This window comes from Streptomyces sp. NBC_00414 (assembly GCF_036038375.1).
Lineage (GTDB): Bacteria > Actinomycetota > Actinomycetes > Streptomycetales > Streptomycetaceae > Streptomyces.
On record NZ_CP107935.1, the window covers coordinates 9,864,082 to 9,876,133 of the forward strand.

Consider the following 12,052-nt stretch of genomic DNA (forward strand, 5'->3'; position numbering starts at 1 on the left):
CCGGGAGCTGACCCACGGGCACCCGCGGGCGCCCGCGGGCACGGCACGGGAAAACCCTGTGGAACACCGCCCACCTGGCTCGTTAAGGTCGCCCGATGAGTACTCGCACCTTCCGCATCACCGTGCGCGGCGTCTTCGACGGGCTCGGGGCCGACCAGCGGTCCGCCCTGCTGGCCGATGCCGCGGCGCACGACGTACTGCGCGCGGCCTTCACCCCTGAAGGGCACCTGAGCTACGACATCGCCGCACGGTCCGCCTTCACCTTCCGCTTCCTGGACGCGGGGGAAGAGGAGGAGGACATCCTCGACGCGACCGGACGTGCCGAGGAAGCGGCCAGGACCTGGCTCACCGCACGCGGGTACGGCTACAAGAACCTGCGATCCACCGCCGAGGACCTCTCGCAGGCCCCGTTGGGCAAGCGCCGGCGGCGCGAGGCGGCTCAGAAGCACATCTGACCGGCCACCGCCGGGGCACCCGCTCCGGCTGCGTACGGGCCCCCTCCCCGGGCCGCCGGTTCAGCAGGTCTGTCTGCCCAGCGTGCGTGCGAGTTCGGTGGTGGCGTGCACGATCTCGGTGTCGTCGTCCGACACGAGCACGTCGAGCGCGTCCTGATGGGCGTGGACGGCTTCCCTCGCCGCGCGCTCCCACACGGCAGGGTTCTCCCGGTGGTTGAGCAGCTTCGGATAGGCGTCCGCGATGCTCTCCCACTGCCGGGTGTCGGCGATGTTCTTGAGCAGGTGCAGGATCCGTGCCCGGCAGGTCACCTGGGGCAGCTGCGCCAGCTCCCAGAGGAAAGGGACCGTGGCGGCGGTCGCCTGCTCCACGACGAAGCCGTACTGGCAGATGCGTTCACGCAGTTCCTTGAGCGCCGTCGCCGCGGTCTGCGCGTCGCCCGAGGCGACACCGTCGAGGAGCAGGGGGATGGCGGTGGCGCAGCCGGTGGAATCCCGCATCGCGCTCCAGGAGACGTCCCCCACGGCTGTCAGTGGCGATATCGGCGTCTTCCCTGTCCGGGCCGCCTCTTGCCCTCGCTGCCCGGTCCTCGGCTGTTGCGGCGGAACGCTGTGCATGGCGTCAGGCCTTTCCGACGTGTCGTATCGGTTGGATGGCGAGGGCGTCGTGTCCGTCGTGAGCGGAGGCCGAGGAGCCGTACCGCCCGGGATGCCGGTGGTCGCCTCCGTCCCCCGAAACGGCTGCCCCGCAAGGCATCAGAGGCAGCCGCGCCGGAAGCCCGGTGAACCTGCCTCGGCCACCTGCCGACGAAACGGTCGTCAGCGGTGACGGGAGCTCTGGTCGCGCAGGTGACAACACGTCATCTCCCTGATCTGACGTCAGGACGCAATGTCCTGGCTGGGGTTGTCGGCGCTGCAGTTATTATCCACACTGAACGCGGTCGTGTGCAATTGCACGCGAAATTGCGTGAAGTTTGGCCGAAGACGTCGGTCGAGGGCGGACCGAGGCGTCGTGAGCCTGGGCCGCCGAGCTTTCGGGCTCGGCGCAGGGGCGGGAACAGCTAGGAGATGCGGTGCCAGAGGTGGAGAACGGAATACAGGCCAGCTCGCTGGATGTCAGCTGGATCAAGAGCCGACACAGCAACGCCGAGGGAAACTGTGTAGAGGTCGCCCGGGTCGACGGGGGCGTCGCCGTGCGCAACTCCCGTGATCCCGAGGGGCCCGCGCTCGTCTACACGTCCACGGAACTGGCGGCGTTCCTGGCGGGAGCCAAGGACGGGGAGTTCGACCATCTGCTGTGAGCGGTGAGCCCAACTGCCCACCCGCTGACGGGGGATGCGGAGCCGGCAGGGCCGGTGCGATACTGTTGCCGTCCTTGTGCCAAATTGCGGGGGAGCCGAAAATGGTCGCCGAGTCGCCTCGCGTCGCACGGCTCGAATCCTATCTGGAGCGTTCCGAGCCGGCTCCCACTCTGCTGAAGATGCTGGTCGGCGTCCAGCTCTCGGGCTTCCGCGAGGACGCCGGCCTGGCCCAGGACCAGGCCGCGCGCGCACTGGGGTTCAGCGGCGCCAAGCTCTCACGCATCGAGTCGGGCAAGGGGCGCAAACCTCCGAGCGAGACCGATGTGCGCGCCCTGCTCCACCTGTACGGCACCGACGCCTACGAGGGCTCGGTGCTCCTCAAACTGCTGCATCGGGCCAACGAACCCGGCTGGTGGCAGCGTTACGACAAGCGCCTGATGCCCGAGTGGTTCGAGCGGCTGGTGGGCCTCCAGGAAGCGGCCGCCGCCATCCGGACCTTCGAGATCCAGTACGTTCCCGGCCTGCTGCAGACGCCTGCGTACACCCGGGCCGTGGTGGAGCGGGGCCTGCCGAACGCACCGGCCGCCGAGGTGCACCGCCGGGTCGAACTGCGGATGCGCCGCGCCCAGTTGCTGCACCGCGCGGACGCCCCGCAACTGTGGGCCGTCATCGACGAGTCCGTCCTGCTGCGGGTGCTGGGCAGCCGGGAAGCCATGCGCGAGCAGCTCGCGCACCTCATCGACATGGCCCAACGGCCCCACGTGGTGCTGCAGATCGTGCCTTTGGACGTCACGAACGCCTCGGCGCCCGCCATCCCGATCACCTATCTGCGTTTCGGCGGCCTCGACCTGCCGGACGTCGTCTATCTGGAACACATCAGGAGCGCCCACTTCCTCGAAGACCGCGACGAGACCGAGGAGTACCGGCTCACCCTCGACCGGCTGGCCGACGAGGCGCTGAAGCCGCGTGACTCGCTGCGGATGCTGCGCAGCACGATGGAGCAGCGCTACGGGTCGGAGTGACCCGCGCGCAGCTCGTCCTCCGGGCGACGACGGGCGGGCAGCGGCGCGATCTGCCTGACAGGCCCTAGGGAAGGCGTCCCAGTCCGCCGAACTCGATCCACTCCTGGGAGAGTTGACGGGTCTGCACTTCGCTGTCGGGCCGCCAGGTGGAGACCTCCACCAGCCCCGGCTCAAGGATCTCCAGTCCGTCGAACAGGGCCGCTACGTCCTTCTCCTGCCGTACGCGTCCCCAGTGGCCCTGCGTCGCCTTGTCCATGAAGTCGGTGACGAAGGCCCGGACCTCGGCGTCCTCGCTGACCAGCTGGCAGATCACCATGAAGCTGCCGGGCGCGAGCCGCTCGGCCACGCGCCGCACCACGGCCTGCGGGCCGTCGGTCTCGCTGTCGGGGATGCAGTGGAAGACCGAGTTGAAGAGAACGGCGACCGGCTGTGAGAAGTCGATCAGACGCCGGGTGTCGGGGTGCGAGAAGATCTCGTCGGTGTTCCGCAGATCCGCGTGGATGACCGCGGTGCGCTCGTTCTGCTCCAGCAGCGCCCGGCCGTGGACGAGCACCATGGGGTCGTTGTCGGCGTAGACCACGCGCGCGTCGGGGTCGATGCCCTGGGCGACCTGGTGCACGTTGTCCTGCGTGGGGAGACCGGATCCGTGGTCCAGGAACTGCCGGATTCCGTAGTCCGTCGCCAGGGTCCTGACGACCCGCTGCAGGAAGCGCCTGTTGTTGAGGGCCAGTCGCCGGGTGCTGGGTACGACCTTGTCGAGCTCTTCGCAGGCCGCGCGGTCCGCCGCGTAGTTGTCCTTGCCGCCCAGGTAGTGGTCGTACATGCGGGCGGCCGTCGGCACGGTGGCGTCGATCTTCTTGGAGAGCGGCCTGTCGGTGTTCATGGTTCCCCCGGCTCGATCGGCACCAGCTGCGTCCCTAACAGGAAGTACATCTTAGGTAGTTGGGGTTTGCGCCTGCCAGCCCGTCACGAAACCAGCCTTTCGGATGAACGAAATGGTCGCGTGTCCGAATCGTCCTGCCGCATGACAGATGTCATCGGTCGACAGGACATCCGCACGCTCGCCGATGCGGTTCCGGCACTGCTCGCGCCCACCCGGATTCCTCAGGGTGGAGCCCGTGGACGCGGCCGGACGGCCGGCGCTACTCCGGCGGAAGCACGCGTACTTGCGCCGAGCGGCGGACGACGGCGCGCGGGCGTTCGCCGAGGATGACAGGACGGAGATCGACACTGTGGTGGGGGTCATGGACGTGATCAGTACGGCAGACGTTCCGGCGCGCGAGCGGTTCGCCTTCTGGCGCGAGGTCAGCTCGAAGATCTGGGTGCCCTACGACCTGCGCTGCGAACCGCACCTGGAGTCCGGATTCCAGGCGCGGATCGATGTCGGCGGGCCAGGCCCCGTACAGGCGACACTGATGACCACCACTCCGTACACGATCCACCGTACGGCCAGGCTCATTCGCCGGGCCGATCCCGAACTGTGCAAACTGGCTGTCGCCGTTCATGGCACGGGAGTCGTCGCGCAAGGCGATCGGCACGCGGAGTTCAGGGTGGGCGACCTGGTCCTCTACGACACCTCGCGACCGTATTCGGCGACCTTGGCGACGGACATCCCGGCGAGTCAGCTGCTCGTCCTGCAGTTCGCGCGCTCGGCGTTACCGTTGCCGCCGAGGGATCTGCGGCGGCTGACCGCGGTACGCATTCCGGGAGACCAGGGGGTCGGCGCGCTGTCGTCGCAGTTCCTGCTGCAACTGGCCCGGCATCTGCACGAACTCGGCCCGGCCGACACCGCCCGGCTGGCCGGCCTCACGCTCGACGTACTGACCGCGGCACTCGCCAACGCCCTGGACGTGCGGAGCGCGGTGCCGCCCCACACCAGACAGCGTGCGCTGTCGGCAAGGATCCACGCCTTCATCCGGGAGAACCTGGGCGATCCGCGCCTGACCCCGGAGACGATCGCCGCGGCGCACCACATCTCCCTGCGCTACCTGCACAAGCTGTTCCACGCCGAAGGCCGCACCGTCGCCGCCTGGATCCGCGAGCGCCGCATGGAACAGTGCCGACGCGACCTGGCCGACCCCCGGCTGGCCGACCGCCCGATCAACGCGATCGCCGCCCGGTGGGGGTTCACCAGCCCCGCGCATTTCAGCCAGGCCTTCCGCAGCGCCCACGGCCTCTCGCCGCGCCAGTTCCGCCGCCAGAGCCGCGCGAACACGATGGCCTGAAGTCCTACGGGCCCGCCGCCACGCTCGTGGTCAGCGCCTCGCGGAGCCAGGAGTCCGCTCCGCCAAGGGTCACGTCGGGCGTCAGCTCCTTTGCCAGCTGCCAGTAGCGGGCCATCACCGGGTGATCCGCCGCTGCGAGGCGCCCGGTGAGGGCGCGGCGGAAAGCGGGGCTGTCGCGGGTACCGGAGTCGCGGGCGTGGGCGGCGACGAAGCAGTCCAGTGCCTCGCCGGAGCCGGGAGCGCGGTCGGCCCGCAGGGCGGCCACCACCAGGACGTACGCCTCGTGCAGACCCTCGTAGAGCAGATCGGGATGCGCGGCGGTGACGGGGCGGTGGGACACGAGGCAGTGGTCCGTGGCAGCCGTCGCCAGGGCGTGGATGCGGGCGAAGGCGAGGACCTGCTCCGGAGTCGGGTCGGCCGAGGGCTGCGGGACGGCCGCCTCGGTGACGGCGCCGCGCAGGCGGGCGGAGAGGCGCACCGGCAACAGGCGGCGCCAGTAGTGCGCGAGGGCGGACGTGCTGGGCGGCACGCTGACCGCCCCGATCAGCTCCAGACGTTCCGCGAGCTGACCGGGGGCGCCGTCCTGGACCGCCCGTAGCGCGGCCTCGCGCCAGCGCAGCGCGGCGAGTTCGCTGCCGAGGCCGTCCAGCCGGCGTGCCACGACGGCCTCCAGGGTGTCCCCGCGGTCGAGGACCCGCCCGATCTCCGGAACGGGCACACCGAGGGAACGCAGCGCGCGGATCATACGCAGCCGCTCCGGTGCCTCCGGACCGTAACGACGGTGGCCGCCGCCACTGCGCGAGGCCTCGGGCAGCAGGCCCCGGTCGGAGTAGAAGCGGACGGTCTTGACCGTGGTCCGCGCCCGCGCGGCGAGCTCGCCGATACCCAGGGTGCCGTCCACGCTGTTCGTGCCGTCGGGTGGCAAGGGTTGAACCTCCCTCAGGGGGAGTTCCTAGGTTAGCCGCGACGAACCCACCCTTGGAGGTACCGATGTCCGTATTCGTGCTGGTCTCCGGCCCGTTCACCGACGGGTCGATCTGGAGCGCGGTGGCCGGGCGGCTGCGGGAGTCGGGTGCCGAGGCACACCCGGTGACGCTGAGCAGGCGGCCCGAGGCCGATCTGGAGACACATGTCGAGGAGTTGGTCCGGCTGATCGACTCCCTCGCGCCGCCGGGGGAGTCGGTGCTGGTCGGCCACGACTACGCCATCCACCCCGTACTGGGCGCGGCCGACCGCCGCCCGGAGCGCGTCGCGCGGGTCGTTCACCTGGACGCCGGGATGCCGCAGGACGGCGACACGGCACTGGCCCTGGTGCCCGATCCCTCGGTGCACGACCTGCTGCGCGCCGAAGGCCGCCCCGGGCCCGTACCTCCTCCGGAGCCGACGCAATGGCAGCGCTGGGGCAGCACGGAAGGTCTGTCGACGCGGCAGCTCGAACTGCTGAGCAGGCAAGCTGCCCCGCAGCCACCGCACACGCTGACCCAGCCGCTGCGACTGACCGGCGCCGCCGCGGCCGTGCCCACCACCGGAATCCTGTGCACGGCCGGCGGGACGACCGTGGAACTGGTCGAGGCGCTGGTACGCACCGGTCCGCCGCAGTTCCGGAGACTGGCCGACCCGAAGGTGGGCTTCTTCGAACTGGCCACCGGCCACTGGCCGATGCTCTCCCGCCCGGACGAACTGGCCGAAGTACTGCTTCGCGCGGCCGCGGACGAGGGCCGGCGGCTGACCGTGTCCGAGGGCGAGTCGCGGTCCCTGCGGCCCTTCCTGCTCGACGCCCCGGAGCGGCAGCGGGTGCGGAACGGGCGGGTGGACCTGCACCTGCCGGAGGCGGACGGGAAAACGGGAGAAGCGCGAGGCCCTTGGCCCGCGGTGCTGTTCGTGCACGGCGGGCCGGTGCCCCCGGACCTCGTCCCGGCGCCGCGCGACTCGCCGTTCTACCTCGGCTACGCCCGCTGCACCGCCGGCCTCGGCGCGGTGGGCGCCGTCGTGGAGCACCGCCTGCACGGCATCACCGACTACGCGCGGGCCGCCGACGACGTGGCCGAGGCGGTCGAACTGCTACGCGCCGACCCCCGGGTGGACGGGCAGCGCATCGCCCTGTGGATCTTCTCCGGCGCCGGACTGCTCGCCGCGGACTGGATCACCGCCCCACCGCCGTGGCTGCGCTGCCTGGCCCTCACCTACCCGATCCTGGCCCCGCTGCCGGGCTGGGGCGCGGTCGGCCCCCGCTTCGGCCCGGTCGGCGCGCTCCACGCCACCGACGGGACACCGCCGCCCCTCGTGCTCACCCGCGCGGGTCTGGAGACGCCACAGATCGCCGCCACGGTGCGGGAGTTCGTGACCGCGGCGCGGGAGACGAAGGCCCCGGTCGAGATCATCGACGTCCCGCACGGCCGCCACGGCTTCGAGACCGACGAACCGACGGACGAGGCCCGCGACGCCGTGTCCCGGGCCGTCCGCACGGTGCTCGCGCACCTGGAGCGGCCGGTGTGACCGGCCGCGCGGTTCAGGGGCGGGGCCGGGTGGCGGTGTCGAGGTAGAAGGCGTCGATGCTCTGGACGGCCTGCTCGAACTCGTCGAGGTTGACGGGCTTGGTCACGTAGGCGTTGGCGTGACTGCTGTACGCGCCCGTCACGTCGTCCGGAGCGGTGGACGTCGTCAGGACGACCACGGGAATCGTCGCCAGATCGTCATCGCTCTTCAGGACCTTGAGCAGGTCGCGGCCGTTCATCCGCGGCATGTTCAGGTCGAGGACGATGAGGTCCGGCCGCGGCGTACCCGGTGTCCGCAGGTGCTCCAGCGCGGCGACTCCGTCGGTGACCTGGACCAGGTTGCGGGCCCCGCGCTCGGAGAGGGCTTCCTCGATGAGCATGGCGTCGGCCATGTCGTCCTCGACGAGCAGGACGTCGAAGGGGCGGGCGGGGGTGGTCATTTTCGGATGCTCCGTGGGTTTCTCGTTGGAGTGGTGGAAGAGCCCCGGCCAGCGGCGCCGGGCGCCCTGCCGGGTCATGCCGCAGGCGGCGCCGATCTGCGGGTACCCGGCACCCGCGCGTGCGGCTGCCACGGCCGCTTCCTGCTGGAGTCGTTCAGTGGCCTGCTTGAGATGATCCAGCACGTGGAGCAGGGCCAGGGCCTGTGCCGGGTCGTCCGATGCCGGATGCGACGGGGCCTCCAGCAGTCGCCGGGCAAGGCGCTGCGCAAGATCGCCGACCGTCGCGTCCGCGATGGTGGCTGTCTCCTGCGGTGTGATCCGCAACACGAAGTCCTTGCCGGGCATACCCGGCACTCTAGGTCCCTGGGCAGCCGCGCGACAACAAGGGTTGTCGCCCTCTAAAGTGTGCTGGCCAAACTTTCAAGGCGAGTGTCACAGCGAGGAGTCCACAGAATGACCGGCGATGAGGGGCGATCGCGTACGCGAGGGCTTTCCGCGTGGACGACCAGGCGGTGGCTTCGTGTAGGGGTGGCCGCGTCCCTGGTGGTTCTGGCAGTGCTCGGATCGGCGGGCGCCTACGTCCTGGGGCGGACCGAGACGCTCAGCAGTGACCTAGTGGACGTGCGCTCGCCCGCCCTGACCGTCGCGATCCGCCTGGAAGCGGCCGTGCTCAACCAGGAGACCGGGATCCGCGGGTACGGGCTCACCGGCAAGCAGGAGTTCATAACCCCTTACGAGCAGGGGATCACCGAGCAGAAGGCGAACAGTGATCAGCTCACCGGGCTGCTTCGGGACGACCCCGACCGTCTGAAGGACCTGAAGGCCGTGCAGGACGCCGTGGAGACGTGGCAGGAGAGGATCGCCCGGCCCATCGCCGCCGCGGCGCCCGGCTCGCCCTCACCGCTGGCCACCGAACGGGCCGCGGAGGGCAAAGCCGCGTTCGACGACGTACGCGCCGCCCTGGACAGCCAGCAGGAACGGCTGCGCGCGGACCGGGTCAAGGCCAGGGACGACCTGATGTCCACGATGACCCTGAGGAACTGGGTGTTCAGCGCCATCGCGGTGGTCATCGTCGTCCTGACGGCTCTGATCTTCGAAGGACTGCGGCGCGGCATCAACGGTCCCCTGGAGCAGCTCGGCGCGGACGCCCGTGCCATCTCCGGCGGTGACTTCGAACACCCCATCGCGCCGACCGGCCCCGCGGACCTGCGGCGCCTCAGCAGCGAGATCGACTTCATGCGCAGGCGACTCGTACGGGAGCTGGCCGTCAGCGAGGAGACACGGCTGCGGCTGGACGCGCAGACCGCGGACCTCCAGCGTTCCAACGCCGAGCTGGAACAGTTCGCGTACGTGGCGTCGCACGACCTGCAGGAGCCGCTGCGCAAGGTCTCCAGCTTCACCCAGCTCCTGCAGCGGCGCTACGGGGGGCAGCTCGACAGCAGGGCCGACCAGTACATCGATTTCGCGGTCGACGGCGCGAACCGCATGCAGATCCTCATCAACGACCTGCTCGACTTCTCCCGGGTCGGGCGGCTGCACAACACCCACCAGAGTGTCGACCTGGACAAGGTGCTGGAGCGGACCCTGTCCACGATGAGCGTCGGTATCGAGGAGGCCGGAGCGACGATCACCCACGATCCGCTGCCGACCCTGGTCGCTGACCCCACCCAGCTGGGCATGCTCTGGCAGAACCTGATCGGCAACGCCGTCAAGTTCCGGCGGCCGGGTGAGGCGCCGAAGATCCACGTCACGGCGGACCGGGAGGGCGAGTTGTGGCGGTTCACCGTCACCGACAACGGCATCGGCATCGCGCCGGAGTACGCCGACAAGATCTTCGTGATCTTCCAGCGGCTGCACACCAAGGACGCCTACTCCGGCAGCGGGATCGGCCTCGCGATGTGCAAGAAGATCGTCGAGTTCCACGGCGGCACCATCGCCGTCGACCCGGCCTACCACGACGGCGCGCGCTTCACCTTCACCCTCGCACCCCGGCCGCCGGAGGGCCCCGGCACGTCCGCCACGCCGGAGGCGACCCGATCCGAGGCGGAGCCGGCCCGATGACCGCAGCCACGACGGCCGCCCCGGGCGCGGCCTCCGACGAGCCGATGTACCGCATCCTCCTGATCGAGGACGATCCGGGCGACGCCCTGCTCGTGGAGGAACTCCTGCACGACACCGGGCTGCGGTTCACGCTGACCACCCGGACCACACTGGCCGAGGCCCGCACCGAACTGGCCGGCGCCCCGATCGACTGCATCTTCCTCGATCTGCACCTGCCCGACGTGTCGGGCATCGACGCGGTCACCGCCGTCCGTGGGCTGGCCCCGCACACCGCGGTGATCGTCCTGACCGGGCTGTCCGAGGACCGCGCGGGCACCGACGCGATGGCGGCCGGAGCCCAGGACTACCTCGTCAAGGGCAAGGTCGAGGCGGACCTCCTGCAGCGGACGCTGCGCTACGCCGTCTACCGGAGCCAGACCGAACGCGCGAGCGCCGAGGCCCAGGCGGTCCAACTGCGGGCGGAGGAGAACGCCCGCCTGGAACGCGGCCTGCTGCCCCAGCCGATCCTCGACACCTCCACGGTCAGAGTGACCTCCCGCTATCTGCCCGGCGCCGCGATGGCCCTGCTCGGCGGGGACTTCCTCGACGTGGTGGAAGGGGACGACGGACTGCTGCACGCCGTCGTCGGAGACGTCAGCGGCCACGGCCCCGACGCCGCCGCGCTCGGTGTCTGCCTGCGCATAGCCTGGCGCTCCCTCGTCCTGGGCGGGCATCGCGGAGACGACCTGCTGCACCTGATGGAACGCATCCTGATCGCCGAACGCGGCAGCCAGCAACTGTTCGCCACCTGCACCCTCCTCACGCTCGACCAGGACGCCGCCACCGCCACCCTGCACCTCGCCGGGCACCACGAACCCCTCCTCACCGCGCCCGAGGGGACCTGGGAGCTGACCGCCGCCCACGGCATCGCGCTGGGAATCGTCCCCGGGGCCCACAGCTGGCCCTCCACAGTCATCCCGCTCCCCGCCACCGGAGCCCTGACCCTCTACACGGACGGGCTCACCGAAGGACACAACGGGACGAAGAGCGAGCGGCTCGGCGTCGAGGGGCTGCTGGCACTGATCGGGAAACTGCCGGCGGCGGACCCGGCCGCCCACGTCGACCTCCTCATCAAGGAGACCCATGCGCTGAACGCCGGACGCCACTCCGACGACCTGGCGGTGCTCCGCCTCGACTGGGGAAACCGCCCGCCCCGTGCCTGAAGACCTGTGCCCGACGGCGAGTTCACTCGGGCGGGTTGTTTGCTCGGCGGTGGACCCGACGGGCGCATGAGCGGTGAGCGGCTGGGGAGAAACAGGCTGCGCGCATTTGTCCCTGTTCCTCCGTCGCCAAGGAGCCGGCCTGTGTCCGACGTCGTCCTCACAGCCGATTTCAGTTCGCGAAGACAGTGGGTGGCCGGCCGCTCCTGGGCCTATCCCGAGGGCGGCCCGGTCAACCCGACCGACAACAAGCTCGACCATCTGGTGTCCGACCCGGCCTACTCCCGCACCGGTACGTTCCGGGCCTCCCGTCGCCCCGACGGCCTGTGGAACGCGGGCCTGCTGACGACCGAGGGAAGCGAGGAGGAGTTCGTCGTCCGCACCGGCGACGTTCTGGAGACACGGGTGCGCCTGCCCGTCGAGCAGGGGGCCTGGCCGGCCATCTGGACCTGGCGGGACGGGGGCCAGGAGATCGACGTGTTCGAGTACCACCCCGACAACCCGGACCTGCTGGAGTTCTCCAACCATGTCCGCGGCGGACATCTCTACCACCGTGACGAAGCCGTGCGTCCCGGCGGCCATGTCGAACTGCGTGTGGAGTTCGGTGCCCGCTCGGTCGTCTGGTGGCTCAACGGAGTACAGGTCTTCGCCGACAGACGTGGTGTGGGTAAGCACTGGCACGCCTACCTCATCGTCAACCTGTCGGTGTGCGCCGGCCGCTATCACCCGCGTCCCGACGCCGGTACGAAGGAGATGTCGTATGCCGTGGAGCGCCTGATCGTGCGCCGTCCGGTCGTGGTGCCGCCCCGGCGGCCGGCCGAGACGGAGGAGTGGGCGGACATGTGAGAGGGCGAGGG

General features: G+C 70.4%; 12 protein-coding genes. 8 read left to right on the forward strand and 4 right to left on the reverse strand.

All coding sequences use genetic code 11. The annotated features are described in order from the left end of the window. Window positions 1–95 precede the first annotated feature (95 nt). Window positions 96–455: a DUF6204 family protein gene (locus tag OHS59_RS42220; protein ID WP_328498628.1), complete on the forward strand. Its 360-nt coding sequence runs from the start codon at window positions 96–98 to the stop codon at window positions 453–455. A gap of 60 nt (window positions 456–515) precedes the next feature. Here the strand turns inward: OHS59_RS42220 and OHS59_RS42225 are convergent, their stop codons facing one another. Then, entirely contained in the window at window positions 516–1,070 is a 555-nt protein-coding gene (locus tag OHS59_RS42225; protein ID WP_328498629.1) for a hypothetical protein, read from the reverse strand. Window positions 1,071–1,525: 455 nt separating this feature from the next. On the opposite strand from OHS59_RS42225, the gene OHS59_RS42230 reads away from it, so the two are divergent. Together OHS59_RS42230 and OHS59_RS42235 are read left to right on the forward strand one after the other, a co-directional pair. Further along, the gene (locus tag OHS59_RS42230) at window positions 1,526–1,753 is read left to right on the forward strand and encodes a DUF397 domain-containing protein (RefSeq protein ID WP_328498630.1); all 228 of its coding nucleotides are present in this window, start codon (window positions 1,526–1,528) and stop codon (window positions 1,751–1,753) included. A 101-nt stretch (window positions 1,754–1,854) separates the two neighbouring features. Further along, complete coding sequence (locus OHS59_RS42235) at window positions 1,855–2,775, forward strand: helix-turn-helix domain-containing protein (protein ID WP_328498631.1); 921 nt, start codon at window positions 1,855–1,857, stop codon at window positions 2,773–2,775. A gap of 64 nt (window positions 2,776–2,839) precedes the next feature. On the opposite strand, the gene OHS59_RS42240 is transcribed toward OHS59_RS42235, so the two are convergent. Next, window positions 2,840–3,658, reverse strand: a complete 819-nt coding sequence (locus OHS59_RS42240) for an SAM-dependent methyltransferase (RefSeq protein ID WP_328498632.1) — start codon at window positions 3,656–3,658, stop codon at window positions 2,840–2,842. 361 nt (window positions 3,659–4,019) lie between these two features. Here OHS59_RS42240 and OHS59_RS42245 point away from each other — a divergent pair, with 361 nt between their 5' ends. Then, window positions 4,020–5,000, forward strand: coding sequence for a helix-turn-helix domain-containing protein (locus tag OHS59_RS42245; RefSeq protein WP_328498633.1), 981 nt, complete (start codon window positions 4,020–4,022; stop codon window positions 4,998–5,000). Between the two features lie 4 nt (window positions 5,001–5,004). Here the strand turns inward: OHS59_RS42245 and OHS59_RS42250 are convergent, their stop codons facing one another. Beyond that, entirely contained in the window at window positions 5,005–5,925 is a 921-nt protein-coding gene (locus OHS59_RS42250) for a helix-turn-helix domain-containing protein (protein WP_328498634.1), read from the reverse strand. 65 nt (window positions 5,926–5,990) lie between these two features. Here OHS59_RS42250 and OHS59_RS42255 point away from each other — a divergent pair, with 65 nt between their 5' ends. After that, a complete protein-coding gene (locus tag OHS59_RS42255) occupies window positions 5,991–7,496 on the forward strand; it encodes an alpha/beta hydrolase (RefSeq protein WP_328498635.1) in 1,506 nt (501 codons plus the stop codon). Window positions 7,497–7,509: 13 nt separating this feature from the next. Here the strand turns inward: OHS59_RS42255 and OHS59_RS42260 are convergent, their stop codons facing one another. Continuing rightward, on the reverse strand, window positions 7,510–8,280 hold the full coding sequence (locus OHS59_RS42260; protein ID WP_328498636.1) for a response regulator: 771 nt from the start codon (window positions 8,278–8,280) through the stop codon (window positions 7,510–7,512). A 108-nt stretch (window positions 8,281–8,388) separates the two neighbouring features. On the opposite strand from OHS59_RS42260, the gene OHS59_RS42265 reads away from it, so the two are divergent. The 3 genes from OHS59_RS42265 to OHS59_RS42275 all read left to right on the forward strand — a co-directional run bounded on the left by OHS59_RS42265 (window position 8,389) and on the right by OHS59_RS42275 (window position 12,041). Beyond that, window positions 8,389–9,996, forward strand: a complete 1,608-nt coding sequence (locus tag OHS59_RS42265) for a sensor histidine kinase (RefSeq protein ID WP_328498637.1) — start codon at window positions 8,389–8,391, stop codon at window positions 9,994–9,996. Continuing rightward, entirely contained in the window at window positions 9,993–11,198 is a 1,206-nt protein-coding gene (locus OHS59_RS42270) for a PP2C family protein-serine/threonine phosphatase (protein ID WP_328498638.1), read from the forward strand. The genes OHS59_RS42265 and OHS59_RS42270 overlap by 4 nt, the downstream gene beginning before the upstream one ends. Before the next feature lie 141 nt (window positions 11,199–11,339). Then, window positions 11,340–12,041 (forward strand): beta-glucanase, encoded by a 702-nt coding sequence (locus OHS59_RS42275; protein ID WP_328498639.1) that lies wholly within the window; start codon window positions 11,340–11,342, stop codon window positions 12,039–12,041. The last annotated feature ends 11 nt before the right edge of the window (window positions 12,042–12,052 follow it).

Bases quoted from the DNA above. Each gene is read 5' to 3' on its own strand.
- OHS59_RS42220 (WP_328498628.1), top strand. From the start codon at position 96: ATGAGTACTCGCACCTTCCGCATCACCGTGCGCGGCGTCTTCGACGGG.
- OHS59_RS42225 (WP_328498629.1), bottom strand. From the start codon at position 1,070: ATGCACAGCGTTCCGCCGCAACAGCCGAGGACCGGGCAGCGAGGGCAA.
- OHS59_RS42235 (WP_328498631.1), top strand. From the start codon at position 1,855: ATGGTCGCCGAGTCGCCTCGCGTCGCACGGCTCGAATCCTATCTGGAG.
- OHS59_RS42240 (WP_328498632.1), bottom strand. From the start codon at position 3,658: ATGAACACCGACAGGCCGCTCTCCAAGAAGATCGACGCCACCGTGCCG.
- OHS59_RS42245 (WP_328498633.1), top strand. From the start codon at position 4,020: ATGGACGTGATCAGTACGGCAGACGTTCCGGCGCGCGAGCGGTTCGCC.
- OHS59_RS42255 (WP_328498635.1), top strand. From the start codon at position 5,991: ATGTCCGTATTCGTGCTGGTCTCCGGCCCGTTCACCGACGGGTCGATC.
- OHS59_RS42260 (WP_328498636.1), bottom strand. From the start codon at position 8,280: ATGCCCGGCAAGGACTTCGTGTTGCGGATCACACCGCAGGAGACAGCC.
- OHS59_RS42265 (WP_328498637.1), top strand. From the start codon at position 8,389: ATGACCGGCGATGAGGGGCGATCGCGTACGCGAGGGCTTTCCGCGTGG.
- OHS59_RS42270 (WP_328498638.1), top strand. From the start codon at position 9,993: ATGACCGCAGCCACGACGGCCGCCCCGGGCGCGGCCTCCGACGAGCCG.